This window comes from Billgrantia ethanolica (assembly GCF_021404305.1).
Lineage (GTDB): Bacteria > Pseudomonadota > Gammaproteobacteria > Pseudomonadales > Halomonadaceae > Halomonas > Halomonas ethanolica.
This window is the reverse complement of the sequence record NZ_JABFTX010000001.1, coordinates 1,682,809-1,703,569: the sequence shown is the minus strand read 5'-3', so window position 1 is coordinate 1,703,569 and position 20,761 is coordinate 1,682,809. Positions and strand designations below refer to the sequence as shown.

Sequence of the window (20,761 nt, the reverse complement as noted above, 5' to 3'; positions counted from 1 at the left end):
CTTACTCCTGATAGGTGACCAGCCGGGCGACGGAGGAGAGCGCGAGGTCGAGCAGCATGCCCACCACGCCGATCACCAGAATCGCGAAGATCACGCTGGTCAGGTCGAGGTTGTTCCATTCGTTCCACACGAAGTAACCGATGCCGGTGCCACCCACGAGCATTTCGGCGGCCACGATCACCAGCCAGGCAATGCCGATGGAGATGCGCATGCCGGTGAGGATGGTGGGGGCCGCGGCCGGCAGGATGACCTTGAAGGCCGTCTTCAGCGGCGACAGCTCGTGGGTACGGGCCACGTTGACCCAGTCGCGGCGCACGCCCGCCACGCCGAAGGCAGTGTTGAGCAGCATCGGCCAGATCGAGCAGATGAAGATCACGAAGATGGCCGAGGCCTCGGCGTCGCGAATGATGAACAGGGCCAGCGGCATCCAGGCCAGCGGCGAGATCGGCCGCAGCACCTGGATATAGGGGTTGAGCGCGCGGTACATCAGCGGCGACATGCCGATCAGAAAGCCCACGGGAATGGCGATCACTGCCGCCATCAGATAGCCGGTGAGCACCCGATAGAGCGAATAGCCGAGCTGAATGCCGATGCCCTTGTCGTTGGGGCCGGCGTCGTAGAAGGGGTTGGAGAGCTCGACCCAGGCGCGTTCGAGAATCGCCGAGGGCGGCGGTACCCGAGCCGTCTCGTCGGCGCCTCCCATCAGCAGCTCGTACTCGCTGAGCTCCTCGCCGCCGCCCAGCACGGGGGCGCGGTCGAGGCCCTCCCACAGCCCCAGGCCCACGATCAGCAGCAGCACGGCCAGCAGCGTGGCACGGGTGTTCAGGCTCAGTTTCCATTCGGTGGTGGTGCGGTCCATGTCAGCTCCTCCTCAGCGCGAAGCTCTCGACGTAGGCCTCGGGCTCGGTGTAGTCGAAGGTCTTGCCCATGATCTCGAACTGGCGGGCGTTCTCTTCCGGGGCGTCGTAGCCCAGTTCGCGCATCACCTCGCGGGCATCGGTGGCGAGATAGACGTCGCGGGCGATCTGCTGGTAATCGATGTCGCCGTTGATGTAGCCCCAGCGTTTCATCTGGGTGAGGATCCATATCGCCATCGAGTGCCAGGGGAAGGGATCGAAGTCGATGCGGTCGGGCACGTTCTGCACGTTGCCCAGGCCGTCGGCGAAGCGCCCGGTCAGCACCTGTTCGATCACCGTCACCGGCTGGTTGAGATAGGCGGCGGGGGCGATGGCCTCGGCGATCTCGGCACGGTTGACCGGGTCGGAGGAGTACTGGGTGGCATCGACGATGGCGCGCAGCAGGGCGCCATAGGTGTTGGGATTCTCGCGGGCGAAGCGCGCACTGGTGGCAAAGGCGCAGCACGGGTGGCCGTCCCAGATCTCCTTGGTCAGCAGATGGATGAATCCGATCCGCTCATAGACCGCGCGCTGGTTGAACGGGTCGGGAGAGAGGAAACCGTCGATATTGCCGGCGCGCAGGTTGGCGACCATCTCGGGCGGCGGAATGACGCGAATCTGAATGTCCCGATCCGGATCGAGACCGTGCTCGGCCACGTAGTAGCGCAGCAGGAAGTTGTGCATCGAGTATTCGAAGGGCACGCCGAAGGTAAAGCCGCGCCACTGCTCGGGGTCGCGCTTGTCCTGATGGTCGTTGTGCAGCACGATCGCCTGGCCGTTGACGTTCTCGATGGCCGGCGCAACGAAGTGCCGCGAACTGGAGCCGGCGCCAAGGGTCATGGCCAGCGGCATCGGCGTCAACATGTGGGCGGCGTCGAAGCGGTCGTTGAGCGAATTGTCGCGGATCAGCGCCCAGCCCGCGGCCTTGATCACGTTCACGTCGAGTCCGTAGCGTTCGTAGAAGCCCATGGGGTGGGCCATGATGATCGGCGTGGCGCAGGTGATGGGAATGAAGCCGATATCCAGTTGGCTCTTCTCCAGCGGCCCCAGGCTCTCCTGGGCGGCGGCCTTGATCGCGCCCAGCGGCAGAATGGTAGACAGCGCTGCCGCCACGGTACCGCCGCCGACCAGCTTCATGAACTGGCGGCGATGCATGTCGCTGTGGCCGAAGATGCCGCGTACCAGAGCGCTCTCCACGACGCGATCCATCATCGCTTCGCTGTCACGTGGGGCGTCGCTGGCGTCACTAGTGTCATTGCGGCTGACTGAGCATTCGCCGCAGCCGCAGTGGCGGCCATGGACCAGCGACTGACGATGATCGAACGGGTTTCCCAGACTGTTGTGATCGTTGTTCATGTGGTTCCCCTCGAGAACGCAGTGATCGATTGCCTGCACTCGCCTGGTGCATGGGGACAAGGCGTGCCGGCACTCTCCGTTTACCTAGCGATTGCTGTGCCACCTGCCGCCACCCTGGATTTACCCTTTCAATAACAAGGCCTTGCGCGGACCTAGGGGCGGGGGAAAAGAGAGTGCCGGGCGTGACGATTTTTCGTCATCGACGATATCTCGTTGCTTTCTCGACGAAATGTCGTCATTGGTACGCCGCTTGTATGGACCAAGGCAGGCTTCCTGCTGGAGTTCCGTCATGTCTCTGCCCCAGGTATCGGAGCGCTTTGCCTTCGATCATGCCCCCATTGCCATGCTGCTGGTCGATCCCCGGGCCGACCGGCTGCTGGCCGCCAACGCCGAAGCGTGCCGTCTGCTGGGGGCCGGCTTCGAGCGGCTGGCTTCGCGGCCTTTCAGCCACTGCCTGGGGCCTTCGCTGCCGACGTGGGTGGCGTTCAGCGACGAGACCCTGCAGCGCTCGCCGGCCTGGTCCGACGACCTGCTGCTGTTCGACGTGCAGCGCGCTCCGCGGCGGGTGGAGGTGTACGGGCAGGCGCTGGACGAGCATTGCCTGATGTTCGGCGTGATCGAACTCGACAAGGCCGAGCAGCGCCGGGCGCGGGCCGAGCTTTGGCGGCGCCACCGCCGTGGTCATGTGGGCTGGGAGCGGGTCGAGCAGGTGTTCGAGCGCATCGAGCGGCAGAACCAGCTGATACTGGGGGCCGCCGGGGAGGGCATCTACGGGCTCGATGCCGAAGGCCGCACCACCTTCGTCAACCCGGCCGCCGAGCGCATCCTGGGCTGGAGCAGCGAAGACATGGTCGGCCATGACGCCCACCAGATGTTCCACCATACCCATGCCGACGGCAGCCACTTCCCGGTGCAGCAGTGTCCGATCCACGCCTCCTTCAGCGACGGCCAGGTGCATCGGGTCGACAACGAGGTGTTCTGGCACAAGAACGGCGAGGCGATCCCGGTGGAGTACACCAGCACGCCGATCTTCGAGACCGGACGGCTGGTGGGCGCCGTGGTGCTGTTTCGTGACATTCGCGAGCGCAAGCGGGCCGAGCAGCAGCTGCGCGATGCCCTGGCCGAGGTGGAGTCGCTCAGACAGCGCCTGGAGCTGGAGAATCAGTATTTGCAGGAGGAGATCACCGCCGAGATCAACCATCGCGAGATCGTCGGCGAGAGCCCGGCGGTGGCCCACCTGGTGCGGCAGATCGCGCTGGTGGCGCCCACCGACGCCAACGTGCTGATCACAGGCGAGTCGGGCACCGGCAAGGAGCTGATCGCCCGGGCGATCCACGCCGGCAGCGGTCGCAGCGACCGGCCGCTGATTCGCGTCAACTGTGCGGCGATTCCCCGCGACCTGTTCGAAAGCGAGTTCTTCGGTCATGTGAAGGGCGCCTTCACCGGTGCGGTGAGCGATCGCCCGGGACGCTTCGAGCTGGCCGACGGTGGAACCCTGTTCCTCGACGAAGTGGGGGAGATACCGCTGGAGCTGCAGAGCAAGCTGCTGCGGGTGCTGCAGGATCAGCAGTTCGAGCGCGTCGGCGACGACCGCACCCGGGAGGTAAACGTGCGCGTGATTGCCGCGACCAACCGCGAGCTGGGTGAGATGATCGCCGCCGGCCAGTTTCGTGAGGATCTCTACTTCCGGCTCAACGTCTTCCCCATCACCTCGGTGCCCCTGCGCGAGCGAATCGGCGACGTGCCGCTGCTGGCCAACCACTTCCTGCGGCGCGCCTGTCAGAAGTTCAACAAGCCCGGCATGCGCATTCCGCCGGCGCAGATGGAAGCGCTCAAACGCTACCCCTGGCCGGGCAACATCCGCGAACTCGAGAACGTGATCGAGCGACAGGTCATCGTCGCCCAGCGTCGTGACCTCGCCTTCGAGGAGCTGCTGTCGTCAACGAGCGCCGACGCCCTGGCGCTGCCGAGTTTGACGGCGCCGCTCGGGCGGGTGGGGGCAGCGGAGGTACGGGAGCCGCAGACCGAGCAGGAGATGGCACGGCAGCTGCGAGCCAATGCGGTAGCCGCTCTGCGCGCCTGCGGCGGCAAGGTCTCGGGGCCGGGCGGTGCGGCAGAGCTACTGGGCCTGCCGCCGACCACGCTGCGCTCGCGGCTCAAGGCCTGGCGTATCGAACCGCGGGATTATCAAGCCGAGCCGCGGGGCCATCGTATCTAGCCGGGAGCGCCGCTAGGCCTATACTGGAAGCCTGAGCGGCGCGCCGAGGGTGACGGCGCCGGGGGAGAAAGCAATGCAGGCATCGATCAAGTGCTGGTGGGGTGGTGTCGGCGGGCTCCTGCTGGCGGGCTGTTTCGCGGCCGGCTCTAGCGCCTGGGCCGCCTCGGATGAGGGCGTGGCCGACACCCGCGGGGCACTCTTCCTGCCCGTGCAGCACCCGCTGGCCTGGCACCGTGAGCACTGGCGTCAGCGCCGTCAGTTCGACCCTACGTTCACCATCGAACTTCCCTGGTTCCTCTTCGACCCCTACCTGCGTTGGGGCTACGCTCCGCGGCCGGACGAACCGGAGCGACCCGCTACCATCACCCCGCGCGAGCGCGGAACCATCTGGCGCGACGACGTGGTAGGAGCGGGCAGCGGGGAGCGACTGGAGGTGCATCCCGAAGGGCGGATACTGCGCAGCCGGCCACGTTAGGGAAACACTGCACAAATGCCTGCGCGAGCGAATTGCTGCGTTGCGCGGTGCTCGGAATCCTCACATATACCCCATATGCTCCGGTTGACTCGAAGCCTGCGGCTTCTCGCCCCTTCGGGGCCAGCCTACGGCTGTTTGTCGCTTCGCTCGGTGCTGTGCTCCGTGCGCCTTGCACTTCATCTCGCTCGTCTATTTGTTCAGCGCTTCCTTAGCGCCGCTTGGAACCAACTCGCTTTACGGTTGCTAAAAAGGGTTAGTCGGCGCTCTTCAAAGCGGTGCGTCGTCTGGCCCAGTCGATCAAGCGTTGCCACCAGCCTCGCTCGGCGTGCTGCGCATGGCGTGCTGATTTCTGTGGGGGGCGGGTGAGAAATTCAGCGATGGGGGCTACCTGGCTGCTACGGTCGAGCATCGGCGCATGGCCGCAGCCGGGAACTTGCAGAGTAACCAGGTCGGGCTGTGCCTTGGCCATGCTCACGACACTCTCGGCATCCAGCAGCGGCGATTCGGCGCCGCGTATTACCATCAGCGGGCAGTCGATCGCTCGCCAGTCGGCCCAGGTGTCGCGTGGTGTGTCGTTGATGAATTGTTCGGCGATGCGGGGATCGTAATGGTAGGTCCAGCTGCCGTCAGGCAGACGTCTTGCGCTGCCAAGTGCCAGTCGACGCCAGGCTTCGTCTCCCTCGATGCCGAAACCGTGATAATGCTCGGTCAGCTCGGCTTGCAGCTGAGCGAAGGTGGTAAAACGATGCGGCCTGCCGAAATAGAGTGCCAACTGCATCAAGCCTTGGGGATTCAACTCGGGGCCGACGTCGTTCAGCACCAGACGTTCTATGCGATGCGAGCTTTCGGCTTCGGCAGCCAGGAGCATTCCCAACAGCCCACCCATCGAGGTTCCGACCCAGGGCACTCGCTCCAGTTCGAAGTGATCCAGCACGGCCAGTGCCACACTCATGTAACTGCGATAGAGATAGTCTTGCGACGGAATGGGCGACCAGCTCGAAAGCCCTCGGCCGGGGGTGTCTGGAGCCAGCACACGCCACTCAGGACCGAGTATGCGGGCGAAATTTTCGAAATCGCCACCGTGGCGTGCCAGTCCATGCCAGGCGATAACGGTTTTCGGCGCCTCCGGGTGCCAGATGCGCACCGCTATCTCCAAGTCTTTCAGCGTGACCAGTTCCATCGCATCCATCTGTATCGGCCTCCGTCGCCACCTCATGCTGCTTTGCAGCATAGCCTGTTTTCTCGGCCCTCGCCTTGCCCAGGGGAAACGATGTAAACGGGGTAGGCTAGTATACATACAGGGTTGTAGATATAATCCGGCGCCAGCTAACCACCTGCCATGCGACCCCTGCTACAAGGCGTGTTGCTCTGACGAACCACGATATCCAGCGGAGATCCAATATGCATTTGTCACTTCCGGGAGCGCGCCTTCCCGTGAAATGGATACTGGCTGTCGGCCTCTTGGTCTCCCTGCTGGCAGGGTGCGAGCAGAATGGAAACGACGGTGCCCCCGCTGGCGCTGGCGGACGTCCACCGCCCGACGTCTACGTACAGCGCGTGGAGCCGCGTTCGGTCGACGTGGTGGAGGAGTATGCCGCCCGCGTGCGCGGCTCGCGCGAAGTGGAGGTGCGCGCTCGCGTGCAGGGTATTCTGGAAGAGCGCCTCTATACCGAAGGCCAGGTCGTCGAAGCGGGCGAGCCGCTGTTTCGTATCGACCGCGAGCCGTACCAGATCGAGCTGCAGCGCGCTCGGGCGGAGCTGGCCAATGCCCAGGCCGAGCTGAACCAGGCACAGCGCGAGTGGCGGCGTATCTCGACGCTGTTCCAGCAAAATGCCGTCAGCGAGCGCGAGCGCGACTCGGCGCTTTCCACCCGTGAGCTGGCCGAGGCGCGCTATGCCTTGGCCGAGTCCGGCATGGCCACTGCCGAGCTCAATCTCGACTACACCGAGGTACGTGCACCGCTGGCCGGCATGACCGGTCTCGAGAGCTTCCCCGAGGGCAGCCTGATCGAGCGCGGCACGCTGCTGACCACGCTGACCCAGCAGTACCCGGTACACGTGCGTTTCTCGCTGCCCGAGGGCGATGCCGCCCTGCAGCGGGCCGCTCGGCGCGCCATGGCGGCCAACGGCGAGGCCGAGCAGCGCGAGGCGAGGCTGACCCTGCCCGACGGCAGCGAGTACGCCGAGATCGGCATCGTCGACTTCACCGACAGCACCATCGACCCGCGTACCGGCAGCGTGTCAGCCCGTGCCGTGTTCCCCAACCCCAACGGCGAGGTGGTGCCGGGGCAGTTCGTACGCATTCAGCTCCTGGTACAGACACTGGACGATGTCTTCCGTATTCCGCAGGAGGCCGTCGGTCAGGGCCAGGCGGGAGCGCGGGTGTTCGTGGTGGTGGATGACGTCGCCGAGACGCGTACGGTGAGCCTCGGTCCCATCGTCGATGGCGAGCAGGTGGTGCTTTCCGGCCTGGAAGACGGCGATCTACTGGTGGTCAACGGTCACGTGGCGCTGCAGGAGGGCATGCCGGTGAGCGTCAATGAGGTCGAGAGTCGCGAGGAAGCGTTGCAGGCGGCCGAGGACGAAGCCGCTGCCGCCGAGGCGGAAGCCGAAGCCGAAGCGGCCCAGCCCGACGAGGAGGCGTGATGCTCAGGTTCTTCATCGACCGGCCGATCTTCGCCTCGGTCATCTCCTTGATCATCGTACTGGCCGGGCTGGCGGCGCTGCGCGCGCTGCCGGTGGAGCAGTATCCGGACGTGGTGCCGCCACAGGTAGTGGTACAGGCCGCCTACCCTGGGGCCAGCGCCGAAGTGCTGGCCGAGGCGGTGGCGGCGCCGCTGGAGCAGGAGATCAACGGCGTCGACAACATGATCTACATGGAGTCGAGCGCCACCGATGCCGGCAGCCTGCAGATCACCGTCTCGTTCGAGATGGGCACCGACCCCGACCAGGCGGCGATCAACGTCAACAACCGGGTGCAGGCCGCCTCCGCGCGTTTGCCCCAGCAGGTACGCAACCAGGGCGTACGGGTCGAGGCGCGTTCGACCAATATTCTGATGGTGCCGGTAATGTACTCGCCGGACGGCAGCCAGGACCCGCTGTTCATCTCCAACTATGCGCTGCTCAACGTACTCGACGAACTGGTGCGGATTCCGGGGGTGGGCGATGCCTCGCTGTTCGGCGCCCAGGACTACTCCATGCGGGTCTGGCTGTCGCCGGACAAGCTCGCCCAGTACGACCTGACTCCCTCCGACGTGGCCGCGGCCATTCGCGAGCAGAATGCCCAGTTCGCCGCCGGTCGTCTGGGAGCGGAGCCGGCGCCCGACGACCAGGCCTTCACCTTCACCGTGACCACCCGCGGCCAGCTGTCCAATCCGGCGGAGTTCGAGCGCATCATCCTGCGCGCCGACGAACAGGGCGGCACCCTGCGTCTGGGCGATGTGGCCAGAGCCGAACTGGGTGCGCAGAACTACGCTTTCTCGGCCACCTACAACGGTCAGGCCGCAGTGCCCATGGGCGTCTACCTGCAGCCCGGGGCCAACGCCCTGGAAACCGCCGATGCGGTGCGCGCGGCGCTCGACGAGGTCGCCGAGCGCTTCCCCGAAGGGGTGGCCTATACCGTGCCCTACGACACCACCGAGTTCGTCGAGATCTCGATTCGTGAGGTGTTCATCACGCTGCTGATGGCGGTGGGGCTGGTGGTGCTGGTCACCTTCATGTTCCTGCAGCACCTGCGCGCCACCTTCATTCCGGTGGTGGCGATCCCGGTGTCGCTGATCGGTACCTTCGCCGGCATGCTGGCGCTGGGCTTCTCGGTCAACCTGTTGACGCTGTTCGGTCTGGTGCTGGCCATCGGTATCGTGGTCGACAACGCCATCATCGTGCTGGAGAACGTCGATCGATTGATCAACGAGCAGGGCATGAAGGCCCGCGATGCCGCCGTCGAGACCATGAAGCAGGTCGCCGGTGCCGTGGTGTCCTCGACCCTGGTGCTGGTGGCGGTATTCGCGCCGGTGACCTTCCTCGGTGGCCTCACCGGTGAGCTCTATCGTCAGTTCGCCGTGACCATCGCCATCTCGGTGGTGGTGTCCGGCGTGGTGGCGCTGACTCTCACGCCCGCCATGTGCGCGATGCTGCTCGACAAGCAGTCGCACACCGTGGCCAAGCCCTTCCAGTGGTTCAACGCCGCCTTCGACCGGCTGACCAACGGCTTCGCCTGGCTGGTGGGCAAGCTGCTGCGTCATGCGCTGCTGGGTATCGTGCTGTTCGCCGGCGTGATCGCCCTGACGCTGTTCTCGCTGACCCGGCTGCCGCCGGGGCTGGTGCCCCAGGAAGACCAGGGCGTGGCGCTGGTGGTATATCAGCTGCCGCCGGTCTCTGCCCTGTCACGCACCGCCGAGGTGCGCGACCGGCTCTCCGGCATGCTTACGCAGATGGACGAGGTCGACGAGTTCACCACCTTTGCCGGTTTCGACATCATCGCCGGTTCGCTGCGCACCAACGCCGGAGTCGGCTTCGCCAACCTGGCCGACTGGAACGACCGCCGTGGCCCGGGACAGGACGCCCAGTCGCTGGCCGGGCGCATCATGGGCATGGGCGCCGGCGTCCCCGAAGCCAACGTGTTCGCCTTCACCCCGCCGCCGATCATGGGTCTCTCACTGACCGGCGGTGTCGAGGGCTACCTGCAGGTACGCGGCGACTCCACGCCGCAGGAGATCCAGGCATTGGCGCAGCGGCTGGCGGCCGCCGCCAACGAGCGGCCCGAACTGACCAACGCCCGCACCACGCTGGATACCAGCATTCCGCGCTACACCGCCCAGGTGGATCGCGAGAAGGCGCGGGCCATGGGCGTGCCGATCGACCAGATCTTTGAGGCCATGCAGAGCACCTTCGGCTCGCTCTACGTCAACGACTTCACCCTCGAAGGGCGCAACTGGCAGGTCAACCTGCAGTCGGAGGGGGAGTTCCGCAGCAAGCCCGACGACATCAACAAGGTCTTCGTGCGCTCGAGCTTCGGCGAGATGCTGCCGCTCAGCTCCGTGGTAACCCTCGAGCGGGAGCCGGGCCCGGACATCATCAACCGCTTCAACGTCTACGCGGCGGCCAAGTTCCTGGCCGATGCGGCGCCGGGCTACACCACCGGCCAGGCCAAGGCAGCCATGGACGAAGTGGCCGCCGAGGTGCTCACCGACGGCAACACGCTGCTCGGTTGGATCGGTGAAGCCTACCAGCTCGATGCGGCCGCCGGTGCGGGTGGGCTTGCCTTCGGCCTGGGCATGGTGATGGTGTTCCTGATCCTGGCCGCTCAGTACGAGCGTCTGACGCTGCCGCTGGCGGTGGCCACGGCGGTGCCCTTCGGCGTGCTGGGGGCGGCGCTGGCCTCGATGCTGCGCGGCTTCCCCAACGACATCTACTTCCAGGTGGGGCTGCTGGTGCTGATCGGCCTGGCGGCGAAGAACGCCATTCTGATCGTCGAGTTCGCAGCACAGAACCGGCGCGCCGGCATGAGCTCCTTCGATGCGGCGCTGGCGGCGGCTCGGCAGCGCTTCCGCGCCATCCTGATGACGGCGCTGACCTTCATCATCGGCAGCCTGCCGCTGGTATTCGCCACCGGCGCCGGGGCGGCCAGCCGTCAGGAAATCGGCACGGTGGTGGTGGGTGGCATGCTGCTGGCCAGTTCACTGGCGCTGATCTTCGTGCCGCTGGCCTACAAGCTGCTGGAAGACCTGGCCACCTGGGGGCGCGAGCGCCGGCAGCGCAACGCAGAGGGCAAGGCCAGCCGGGCATGATGCCCGGCCAGGCCGCCGGAGTCAGAGCGACTCCGGCGCCTGTGCCAGCAGCATGAGCTGCGTATCGACCAGCTGCGTGCCGCGTTCGACCAGCGAGAAGTGCTCGTGATTGCGCAGCCAGTCGTGAAACAGCCCACCGAGGGTCGCCTGCAGTAGCCGGGCGGCGACTTCCGGCGCGAGGTCGTGACGCAAATGGCCCATGCGGGCAGCGGCGGTGAAGTACTCGATGAGAGCGCCGCACGCCTCCTGGGCAATCTCGTTCTGCATCGCCAGCGGGTCGATCTCACCGAAGGTTTCGCAGTGGTGGATCAGAATGGCATGCACGCGCCGATAGCGTGGCTGCTCAAGGCGGGCGAAACCGCGGTGGCAGGCCTGACGAATGGCCTCCAGCGGGCGCTCGGCCAGCCCCGGATCGCCGATCTCCTCGACCAACTCCTCGAACGGCATACGTACCCGCAGCAGCATGGCCCGGAACAGATCGGCCTTGTTCTTGAAGTGCCAATAGACGGCGCCACGGGTCACGCCGGCCTCGCGAGCGATCTGCTCCAGCGAGGTGCGTGCCACTCCGCGCTCGAGAAACACCTCTTCCGCAGCATCGAGCAGAGCTTCGCGGGTGGCGGCGGCTTCCGCCTTGGTACGTCGCGCCATGGTGTGTGGTGTCTCCTCAGGCCTCGCTTTTGCGCCATTCTATCGTAGCGCCGCGCGTCTTACCTTCACCTGTGTATGGTCTTGCCCCGCTATGCTCGTATTCCACGTTGGGGCAGGGTATAACAGAGCGAACACTGTTCGTATTGGGATCTTGCCATGCCCCGCGCCTCCTTCGAGCTTGCCGGCGTCACCATCAAGCCCGGCAGTCGCCTTCAAGTCGATGTGCCGGTGGCGCGGCTGTATACCCACGCTCCGCTGCACATCCCTGTGGAAGTGGTGCACGGGCGTCGTCAGGGGCCGGTCATGCTGGTGTGCGGCGGCATTCATGGCGACGAGATCAACAGCGTCGAGATCGTACGCCGGCTGATGCGCTCCAAGCAGATCCAGGGCCTGCACGGCACCTTGATCGCCGTGCCCATCGTCAACGTGTTCGGCTTCATGCAGCACAGCCGCTACCTGCCCGACCGGCGTGACCTCAACCGCTGCTTTCCCGGCAGCGAGACGGGCTCGCTGGGGGCGCGGGTGGCCGCTCTCTTTCGCGAGCAGATCGTCGATCACGCCACCCACATCATCGACCTGCACACCGGCGCCATTCACCGCACCAACCTGCCGCAGATCCGCGCCCAGCTGAGCCCGGGCAGCGAGACCGAACGCATGGCCAACGCCTTCGGCGCGCCGGTGATCCTCAATGCGGAACTGCGCGAGGGCAGCCTGCGCCACTATGCCCAGACACGGGGTATCCCGGTGCTTACCTATGAGGCCGGCGAGGCGCTGCGTTTCGACGAGTGGGCGATTACCCCGGGGGTGCGTGGCGTGCTGCGGGTCATGCGGCGGCTGGGCATGCTGGCGGGCGAGCATCGGCGCCGGCCGCCACCGGCCGCGGAGCTGGCCAACGGCTCGAGCTGGGCCCGGGCGCCCATCGACGGGATCCTGCGGCCCAAGGTGCGCCTCGGCGCGCGGGTGAGCAAGGGCGACGTGCTGGGCAAGGTGGCGGACCCCTTCGGCAACGCCGAAGCCAGCGTGAAGGCCATGGCCGACGGCATCGTGATCGGCGTGAGCCGCCTGCCGCTGGCCAACGAAGGCGAGGCGCTGTTCCACATCGCCCGCTTCGACGCCATTGAAGAGGCCGAAAGCGCCATCGAGACCTTCCACTCCAGCCTCGAGCCGCCGCCCGACCCGCTCTATTGAGGCGGCTCAGGCCGTTTCGGCGGGCTCCCGCTCCGGCACCAGGCTCAGCGCATCGTCGTAGACCCGCAGGCAGGCGCCATCCAGGTGACCGTTCTCGGAGAGATGACGGCGGAAGCGGCGCCCGCCCGGCTGGCCCTGGAACAGCCCCAGCAGGTGGCGGGTCACATGATTGAGTTTGGCGCCTTCCTCGAGCCGACGAGCGATGTAGGGGCGGAACGCCCTGGCCGCGGCGTGGCGGCTCTCGGCCGGCCCCGCGACACCGTAGATGGCCCGGTCCACCCCGGCCAGCAGCCAGGGGTTCTGATAGGCCTCGCGGCCCACCATCACGCTGTCGACGCTATCGAGCTGCTCACGGCACTCGTCCAGCGTCTTGATGCCGCCGTTGATGCCGATGTGCAGCTCCGGCCGGCTGGCCTTCAAGCGGTGCACGCGGGGGTAGTTGAGCGGCGGGATGTCGCGGTTCTCCTTGGGCGAGAGCCCCTGCAGCCACGCCTTGCGCGCATGTACGATGAACACCTCGCAGCCGGCATCCGCCACCTGGGCGATGAAGCGCTCCAGATCGGCATCCTCGTCCTGGTCGTCGATGCCGATGCGGCACTTCACCGTGACCGGGATCTTCACCGCCTCGCGCATGGCGCGCACCGCCGCCGCTACCTTCTCCGGGTGACCCATCAGGCAGGCGCCGATCATGTTGTTCTGCACCCGATCGCTGGGGCAGCCGACGTTGAGGTTCACCTCGTCGTAGCCCCACTCCTCGGCAATCACCGCGCACTCCGCCAGCTCGCCCGGGTCGCTGCCGCCCAGCTGCAGCGCGATGGGATGCTCCACCTCGTCGTAGCCGAGAAAACGCTCCCGCGGGCTGCCGTGCAGAATGGCACCGGTCGTCACCATCTCGGTATAGAGCAGCGCCTGACGGGTCAGGGTGCGAGCGAAGGCCCGGTAATCACGGGTCGTCCAGTCCATCATCGGCGCGACGGAGAACGTCCTGTCCAGTGCAGGGCGCGTCGTGCCAGACTTCATGCGGGTTGTGGCGGTTGCCTTGTAGGTCATTGGGATCGTATCTGTGATATTCAGGCGTGTGGCGCAAGGGCATGGTAGCCCGGTATGGCAGAGTGCTCGCTACGCCTTATGGCGCGTCGGCCAAGCCCGCTATTCTCTCACACCTCGCTTGCGTACGCATCGCGCGTACGTAGAAGCAGGCCGCAATTCAGACAGTGAGAGTTCCCGAGCGGGAAGGCTGGGGTTTGTGGGGCAAGCCCCGTTTTCACATCGCAGGTATGAAGCCTAGCCACGATAATGCGTACCGGTCACACGGGAAACCCATGATGGGTACCATCCGGCAACTCGATATCCAGGCGAACCTTCCCGCCAATGGCTTCAACGTAGCGCTTGAGGGAACTCAAGCGAAGATCCTGGCCGCTTTTCTCCATGCCGGCGATGGTCGGCTGCTTGACGCCGAGAGCCTCGGCCATTTCAGCCTGTGTCATTTCAACCAAGTGGCGAATTTCCGCAAGGCGTAGCTCCAGCAGCATCGCATCGGCCTTTTCCTTGGCGCGGCTGACGACCTCGGGGCTTTCGTTGGCAATGAGTTGGTCTAGTGTGCGGGCCATGGTTTAAACCTCACTTCAGTGATTCCAGGTGTGCCGTGTTCTACCGGTCTGCTACTGGGATCGCCTTCGCTTATAGGAAAAAGGCTATATAGGTTTTTTTCTATACACAAGATGATTGGCACCTTCCGGCAGCTCGCTGCCTGCTAGGCGCTAGGGGCTGGCGGATGTAACGCTACTTCTTCTTCCTCATGAACGGGAGCACCTTGGCCATGGCGTCCGCGAGCACCTGGTCGAGCGGTTTGTGCTCCAGGCTCACCGCGGCGCGTGCGGCGGTATAGGTCCCTTTGTACTCCCGGGCGATTTCGCTGTCGCTCATGCTGTCGGGCAGCTGCTCCTTCTCGCGGATCACGTCGATCACGGCCTTGTCCATGTCGCCCACCATAGATGTCGCTCCATTCACTGTGGAGGGTAGTGCAGAATCGGGATGGGAGCCGAGCGGGCTGCCTTTCCCAAGCGCTTGTAAGATATTTCCTACAAAGCGAAGCGGCAATTTCTTACACCGTTTCATATCGTGCGTTAAACCACGTTCCGCTTGGAGCGGCTACCTTATGGTTAACGGGGCAACGGAGAGCCCCTCAGGGAAGACAGAGCAAAGGATTGTTCGGTACCAAGGATGCTCGAGCAGGATGCTTGAGAAGGTGGAAAGGAAGCGAAGATTCAGCCCGGCCTCAGGCCGGGTTTTCGCGTTATAGCGCCCTGACTTTGGGCAGCTCATCCCAGCGTGTCGTGCTCCTATCCGAGCGATGGGCGCAGCGTAAGTGCCACGCCGCCCCGGGGGTGGGCATGCCCAGTTTCACCGTATCGCGCCCCATCCTGCGGTTCAGGGTATCCATCACGTCCATCAGCTTCTGGCTGCGCTGCCGCTCGGCATCGCTCTGGGGCGTATCCAGTAAAGAGAGCTGCTGCCGGTCGGCGCCGATCAGGTCGAGCAGCATCACGCCGCCTTTCTGGTACAGGTAACCCTTGCGGTAGATCCGCTCCAGGGCGAGGCCGGCGGCATGCAGTATCTCGCGGCTGTCGGCGGTGGGGCGGGGCAGTTCAAGCACCAGACTCGGTGAGTACTGGGACAGGTCCTGCCGGTGCGGGTTGGTCTTGAGGAACACCAGCACCGCCTTGGCGAGGCCGTTCTGGCGGCGCAGCTTTTCGGCGCTGCGCTGCCCGTACTGTCGGGTCGCCTCGCGAATCTCGTCCAGATCGTCGGTGAGTTTGCCGAATGAGCGGCTGGTCATGATGCGCTGGCGGGCCTCATCGAGGTCGATCATCTCGATACAGGGCACGCCGCGCAGCTCCTGGGCGGTGCGTTCGAGAGTGACCGAGAAGCGGCGTCGGATTTCCTTCGGGTTGGCCTGGGCGAGGTCCCAGGCGCTCTTGATGCCCATCAGGGCCAGGCGCTCGACGAGCCGGCGGCCCACGCCCCACACATCGCCCAGTTCGGTCTTTTGCAGCAAGTTGCGGGTTTCCGCGCTGCCGGCGTGAAGTATGCAGACCCCCTGGTAGGCCGGTATCTTCTTGGCGGCACGGTTCGCCAGCTTGGCCAGGGTGCGCGTGGGCGCCACGCCCACGCAGACCGGAATGCCGGTGAACCGGCGCACCTTATGGTGCAGCTGCCGGGCGTGCTCGAGCAATGGCGCATGGGCGAAGCCGTCGAAGCGAACGAACATCTCGTCGATGGAGTAGGGCTCCACGGTCGGGCTGAACTCCTCGAGCACGGCCTGCACCCGCTGGCTCATGTCGCCATAGAGCTCGTAGTTGGAGGAGAGCAGGTGGATCTGTCCGCTGCGTACTAGAGGCTGAAGCGTGAAGGCCGGCGTCCCCATCTTGATGCCGAGAGCCTTCAGTTCGTTGGAGAGCGCGATGACGCAGCCGTCGTTGTTCGACATCACCCCGACAGGCACCCCGCACAGCCGGGGCTGGAAGACACGTTCGCAGCTGACGTAGAAGCTGTTGCAATCGACCAGGCCGATCATGCTCATACCGGATACTCGTGGATGACCGAGCGCACCACGCCCCACACCTGACACTCGATATCGACGAGCGGAATCGGCGCGTAGCGTGGGTTGCCCGAGCAGAGGCACGGTACCTTGCCGCGCAGCTCATATCGCTTGACGGTGATCTCGCCATCGATCAGGGCTACCAGGATATGGCCGGGACGAGGCTCGAGTGAGCGGTCGACCAGCAGCAGGTCGCCTTCGTGGATCCCCAGGCGCTCCATGCTGTCGCCGGTAACGCTCATGAAGAACGTCGCCGAGGGGCGTTTGACCAGGCGCTCGTTGAGGTCGAGCGTACGGCCTTCGTAGTCCTGTGCTGGGCTGGGAAAGCCGCTGAGGCCGGCGCGGCCCAGGGCCAGCGGGTGAGGCAGCGCAAGCGGTGGCGGCTCAGGGTGAGCTGGGATGAGGTTTACCAGTGTCATGTGAGTCCCTTGGTATTCTGTGTTTTTGTACAGTATTTGCGACACTGCCACTTTTCCGCAACAGGTAAGCGCTAATGAAAGTTAATTTTTGGCGACGCTGGGGGAGAGTGTGAAGCGACAGGGGAGATGCGTGGGTCTCGCTGTGCCAGCAGGATCCGAAGCGTGGCGTGTAGGATGAGGCTTACATTTACGGAGCAAATCTCTTACTCGCCGGGATGACCTAAGTTAAACCGCTATTGGCGTAGAGCTACTACCCTGTGGGGTAACGGGCTAGGGAAAGCCCTACAGGGAAGGTCGAGCGACGGAATGCTCTTACCCCAAGGAAGCTTGGGCAGGAGGCCCAAGGTTTGGTTGGATAGGGACGCATCGATAGAGCCCGGCCCGTGCGGTCGGGCTTTTTTGTGCCGCCGAGACTTGTTCCGCCGAGACCCGTTTCCCATGCGAGGGTCGCTATGGTTTCGCGTTCTCGAGGGTTCGCCAAAATATCGCGTCTCATCGCGCTTGCCCTGGCCACCGCCGGGGCTCTTTTATTGGCGACGTTTCACCGAGCTACGGCGGGCTCACGACTCAGTACCTGAGCGTGAGGGCCAAAGCTGACAGTTCGAATCGGCAATCGCTTACAACAATTGCAGCCAAAGCTAATACATCGCGCGCGTCGTGGCTGGCATAGTGGGCGAATCGGGCACGGAGGCCCTTCAAGGAAGGTCGCGTCAGGGAGACTCAGGAACCAAGGAGGCTCAGGCGGGAGGCTTGAGGAAGTGGAAAGGAAGCGAAGACCCAGCCCGGCCTCATGGCCGGGTTTTCGCGTTCAGGGCCCAGGGTTCCGCGCCGCTGGCCTGCCGCAACCGTCGCCATTTGTGTAGCCATACAGCTAGCCATCAATCCTCGGTGAGGAAATAAAGCTAAATAAATCAATGTATTGGAGAAGTTCTGGAGCGGGTGAAGGGAGTTGAACCGAACAGTGGAATCAACATCTTACCCGCGTTTTGCAGCTTGGGCATACACACAGGCATACAAATCCGGAGCTGCTGGCCTCATTCTAAGCCCCTTTTTTAGGTCACGGCAAACGCGGGAAACGCTACTCTCTCTCGATTAGGTTTCTCGGTTTCAAGCGTGGAAACCTCACTACCTCCATTTCAAATGGAGAAAGCCCCAGCACAAGGCCAGGGCTCTCGGGGTGCCTGCCACCGCCATAACTCGGAGATGACGCGCAGGCTGTCGGGGTTTTCATGGACTGGGGCACTCGCCGACTAATCCCCTGCTGCTAGAACATTCCTCTGATTCGTCTCATGCCGACCTTGTGGGGCTCCTTTCTCAGACAGCCATACCGCACGGCATCGGCTGCGTGGTCAGGGCCGGTAGTCTCCACGTCCTCGATGCGCTTCTGGTCCCTGGCGAGGTACGGCACGGTTTCCCAGAAATACCCGCAATGACGGGCAATATAGAGCCCCGGCTTATCGGGCTTCCCGGCATCGGCCAGTAGGCGGCGCATGACGTTCCAGCCGGTGATTCGGTCGGCCTTCTTCGCGGGATCGAACTGGACGCCTGCCTTGCTGAACTCGTCGGCGATACTCCCCGCTCCCGAGCCGGTCTTGGCGAAGATGGCGTCATCGGCCACGCCTTGCGGCTTCACGTCCCACTCCCGACACCACTTCACGATTTCCTCAGCCAGCACAGGCACGGTCCAGCCAAGCCCCACGTTGGGATTTTCCCGCCTAGCCGTATGCAGCTCATCCACCAGGACGATGCTGTTACGCGGGTAGAATTTCCCGTCCGGGCCTTCACCTCCCGGTGAGATAGCGCAGATATACGTCACGCTAGGGGCGCTGCTGCCGAAGTCGTGAGCGAGGTAGACGGTCCAGTCTTCGGGAATGTCCTTCCAGGTATCGACGGCGTTGCGGCCTTCCTCCAGCACCGAAGCGAAGTAGGCCCCTCGGTTCACTGCCCAATCCCCTTCAAGCCAGGCGCGTAGCAGCTCCGGGTCATCGGGACAGGCGCTTTCGAGCTGGTCCCTGTACTGCTCGGTATCAATAAAGCGGTTTCCATCGAACGTTGAGGGCGCGTAGATCCACTGACGCTTGCTCTTGCTCTCATGGAAGGGTTTCCAGGGGCCAGCCTGAAAGACGTAGCGACGGGCAAGCCAATGATGCCCAGGGCCACCAGGGTTGGCCGCTACAACGACACGAACGGGCATTTCCTTGGGGCCGCGCAGGTTCGAGCGCATGATGTCCAGCAGGTCGGCGGTTGGGTACTGTCCCGCCTCGTCAATAATCAGCAGCGTGAACGAACGTCCCTGATACTTGGCATAGTCGCCTTGGGTTTCGAGCTGGCCTAGCTCCAGGTAGCCGCCATTCGGGAATTTCCAGACATGCTCCCCGGCGTTGTAGCGGGCAGCCGTGCCGTAGACCATGGCGAACAGCTCGCGGGTTATCAGCTCGAAGTCAGCAAGCCCCTTGTAGGTCTTCCGCAAGTACAGGATGCGGGCCTTCTCGGCGTACATCTCGAAGTGGCGCATAGCCAGCAGGGCCAGGCAGTAGGACTTACCGCCACCACGACCGCCGCCCAGGAACAAATCGAATTCCTCGGGGGTTGCCAGCACCTTCTGTTGAAAATCGTTCAGCTCAATCGTCTGCATGCGACTCCCCCTCGATGACGTTGGAGAAGTCTTCTAGCTTCATCGGCCCCGGCAGGTTAAACGTCACGCTGACACGGTTGGCAAGGTCGCCTTGGTCGCCTTCGCGGTAGCCATGCCGGCACTTCAGCAGGAAGATAGCGGCGGTAACGTTGCCGCCTCTGGCCTGTTGCATGAGCGAGCTACGCAGCTCGGTATGCTCAAGCTCCCGTCCTTCATCCAAGGCGTTTTGCAGCTCGGGGTAACTGTCCAGCCAGGCATTCAACAGCTTGGGGGAACAGCCCAGCCCCCGAGCGATACCGGCCTTAGAGAGCCCTTCCCGGCTCATCTCGAGTATTTTCTTCGCCGCTCCCCGAGGCGGCTTCTTCTGGCTGCCGTTGCACTTCACGTTGGCCATGTATTCACCTCCTGGCAGAGGCCCCCGAAGGGGCCTCCTCTGGATTACTCGGCGCGGGCGATGAGGAAGGCCAGGGGGATGGCCTTGCGCTCGACCACGCGATTCCAGTTGGCCGGAAGGGCTAGCTCGGCGAAGCTCGGGGATTCGTCGGTGACGGTATCCTCGACCCAAGTGAAGCCAGCGGGGTGAATGCCGACGTTCATACGGGAATGGAGAATCTGTTGACCGCCACCACGACCGGCAGAGGGCAGGTTCTCGACTTCCGTGCCATCGGCGACGACCGGCTCGCCAGTGCCGTAGCCCACTGCACCAGCACCGAACAGCACAGAGGTATAAGCCCCTTCATCGACCGGCAAGCCATCGTCTACCACAGTCGCCAGGCCCCGGAAGGTGGCGATGGTGCCGCCCTGGGAGTCGGGAATGAACTCGATGAGGTCATTCTTCAGGGCACGGCGGTAGATGTCGGAGTGCATGGCGATCGACACCAGGTTGCCCATGGAGTCGCCCAGCGTGCCGGTAGCGTCGATGACGGCTTCAGCACCGAAGACACCAGCAGCGCCAGTCTCGGCAGAAATGTCGAGAATCATGTCGCTGCTATCGTTGGCCACGTTATCAGCCATGATGCCGCGCAGGGACGCGATTAGGCGCTTTTGAAGCTGGCGGTCCCAATACGCTACCACTCGGCTCTGAATCTTCTTCAGGGCGTCATCCCCGGCGATTTCAGACGCCAGGTTCATAGCGGACCAGGATTGATGCAGATAGGACTTGCGGACGATTTGCTTGCCGCTGCCGATCTTCTTGGGGGTGGAATGAATCTCGGGATCGTCATTAACGATGTTGGCTTCGTCGTCTTCCAGGTCGCGCCAGAAAGGAACGGTGAAGCTGTGAGAGCCAGCCCGAAGCTGCTCGGCAATGACGTTGTTACGGACCGCGACACCAGCACGCACCAGGGCAGTCTTCTGCATGGTTTCTTGAAGCGTATAGCCGGTAAAGGCGGCGGGTTCGATAATATCTGTCAGGCGTACAGTAGCCATGGAATCACCTTTGAAAAAGGGTTGAGTGATTCTCACGGACCATTAGTCTCGGAGTGTGCCCCATTAGGGCAATTTTACCAGCGCTGCGCGGCTGATTGGCGTGCCCCA

Annotated in this window: 17 protein-coding genes; 5 read left to right on the top strand and 12 right to left on the bottom strand. The window is 64.2% G+C overall.

All coding sequences use genetic code 11. From position 1 onward, the window contains the following. Window position 1 precedes the first annotated feature (1 nt). Both ntrB and HOP53_RS07815 read right to left on the bottom strand, forming a co-directional pair. Window positions 2–859 (bottom strand): nitrate ABC transporter permease, encoded by an 858-nt coding sequence (ntrB, locus tag HOP53_RS07820; protein WP_234269496.1) that lies wholly within the window; start codon window positions 857–859, stop codon window positions 2–4. 1 nt (window position 860) lies between these two features. Beyond that, the gene (locus HOP53_RS07815; RefSeq protein WP_234269495.1) at window positions 861–2,252 is read right to left on the bottom strand and encodes a CmpA/NrtA family ABC transporter substrate-binding protein; all 1,392 of its coding nucleotides are present in this window, start codon (window positions 2,250–2,252) and stop codon (window positions 861–863) included. A gap of 289 nt (window positions 2,253–2,541) precedes the next feature. On the opposite strand from HOP53_RS07815, the gene HOP53_RS07810 reads away from it, so the two are divergent. Further along, the gene (locus HOP53_RS07810; protein ID WP_234269494.1) at window positions 2,542–4,470 is read left to right on the top strand and encodes a sigma 54-interacting transcriptional regulator; all 1,929 of its coding nucleotides are present in this window, start codon (window positions 2,542–2,544) and stop codon (window positions 4,468–4,470) included. Window positions 4,471–4,543: 73 nt separating this feature from the next. Continuing rightward, window positions 4,544–4,945 (top strand): hypothetical protein, encoded by a 402-nt coding sequence (locus HOP53_RS07805; RefSeq protein ID WP_234269493.1) that lies wholly within the window; start codon window positions 4,544–4,546, stop codon window positions 4,943–4,945. A gap of 253 nt (window positions 4,946–5,198) precedes the next feature. Here the strand turns inward: HOP53_RS07805 and HOP53_RS07800 are convergent, their stop codons facing one another. After that, entirely contained in the window at window positions 5,199–6,134 is a 936-nt protein-coding gene (locus HOP53_RS07800) for an alpha/beta fold hydrolase (protein ID WP_234269492.1), read from the bottom strand. A 245-nt stretch (window positions 6,135–6,379) separates the two neighbouring features. On the opposite strand from HOP53_RS07800, the gene HOP53_RS07795 reads away from it, so the two are divergent. Both HOP53_RS07795 and HOP53_RS07790 read left to right on the top strand, forming a co-directional pair. Further along, window positions 6,380–7,591 (top strand): efflux RND transporter periplasmic adaptor subunit, encoded by a 1,212-nt coding sequence (locus HOP53_RS07795; protein ID WP_234269491.1) that lies wholly within the window; start codon window positions 6,380–6,382, stop codon window positions 7,589–7,591. Next, window positions 7,591–10,734, top strand: coding sequence for an efflux RND transporter permease subunit (locus HOP53_RS07790; RefSeq protein ID WP_234269490.1), 3,144 nt, complete (start codon window positions 7,591–7,593; stop codon window positions 10,732–10,734). Before HOP53_RS07795 ends, HOP53_RS07790 begins: the two co-directional genes overlap by 1 nt. 21 nt (window positions 10,735–10,755) lie before the next feature. Here HOP53_RS07790 and HOP53_RS07785 read toward each other — a convergent pair whose 3' ends face one another. Beyond that, window positions 10,756–11,382, bottom strand: coding sequence for a TetR family transcriptional regulator (locus HOP53_RS07785; RefSeq protein WP_234269489.1), 627 nt, complete (start codon window positions 11,380–11,382; stop codon window positions 10,756–10,758). Window positions 11,383–11,538: 156 nt separating this feature from the next. Between HOP53_RS07785 and HOP53_RS07780 the strand changes: the two genes are divergently transcribed. Further along, window positions 11,539–12,570, top strand: a complete 1,032-nt coding sequence (locus HOP53_RS07780) for a succinylglutamate desuccinylase/aspartoacylase family protein (protein WP_234269488.1) — start codon at window positions 11,539–11,541, stop codon at window positions 12,568–12,570. Between the two features lie 6 nt (window positions 12,571–12,576). On the opposite strand, the gene dusA is transcribed toward HOP53_RS07780, so the two are convergent. The 8 genes from dusA to HOP53_RS07740 all read right to left on the bottom strand — a co-directional run bounded on the left by dusA (window position 12,577) and on the right by HOP53_RS07740 (window position 20,653). Then, window positions 12,577–13,620, bottom strand: coding sequence for a tRNA dihydrouridine(20/20a) synthase DusA (dusA, locus tag HOP53_RS07775; protein ID WP_234269487.1), 1,044 nt, complete (start codon window positions 13,618–13,620; stop codon window positions 12,577–12,579). Between the two features lie 257 nt (window positions 13,621–13,877). Then, window positions 13,878–14,180, bottom strand: a complete 303-nt coding sequence (locus tag HOP53_RS07770) for a helix-turn-helix domain-containing protein (RefSeq protein WP_234269486.1) — start codon at window positions 14,178–14,180, stop codon at window positions 13,878–13,880. A 172-nt stretch (window positions 14,181–14,352) separates the two neighbouring features. Then, window positions 14,353–14,550 carry a hypothetical protein gene (locus HOP53_RS07765; RefSeq protein WP_026038227.1) on the bottom strand — a complete coding sequence of 66 codons (198 nt, stop codon included), beginning with the start codon at window positions 14,548–14,550 and terminating at the stop codon, window positions 14,353–14,355. Between the two features lie 316 nt (window positions 14,551–14,866). Then, window positions 14,867–16,153 (bottom strand): Y-family DNA polymerase, encoded by a 1,287-nt coding sequence (locus HOP53_RS07760; protein ID WP_234269485.1) that lies wholly within the window; start codon window positions 16,151–16,153, stop codon window positions 14,867–14,869. Continuing rightward, window positions 16,150–16,590 (bottom strand): LexA family protein, encoded by a 441-nt coding sequence (locus tag HOP53_RS07755; RefSeq protein ID WP_234269484.1) that lies wholly within the window; start codon window positions 16,588–16,590, stop codon window positions 16,150–16,152. The genes HOP53_RS07760 and HOP53_RS07755 overlap by 4 nt, the downstream gene beginning before the upstream one ends. A 1,264-nt stretch (window positions 16,591–17,854) precedes the next feature. After that, entirely contained in the window at window positions 17,855–19,225 is a 1,371-nt protein-coding gene (locus tag HOP53_RS07750) for a phage terminase large subunit (RefSeq protein ID WP_234269483.1), read from the bottom strand. After that, on the bottom strand, window positions 19,212–19,619 hold the full coding sequence (locus HOP53_RS07745; protein WP_234269482.1) for a hypothetical protein: 408 nt from the start codon (window positions 19,617–19,619) through the stop codon (window positions 19,212–19,214). Before HOP53_RS07745 ends, HOP53_RS07750 begins: the two co-directional genes overlap by 14 nt. A 44-nt stretch (window positions 19,620–19,663) precedes the next feature. Continuing rightward, the gene (locus HOP53_RS07740) at window positions 19,664–20,653 is read right to left on the bottom strand and encodes a major capsid protein (protein ID WP_234269481.1); all 990 of its coding nucleotides are present in this window, start codon (window positions 20,651–20,653) and stop codon (window positions 19,664–19,666) included. Window positions 20,654–20,761: the final 108 nt, after the last annotated feature.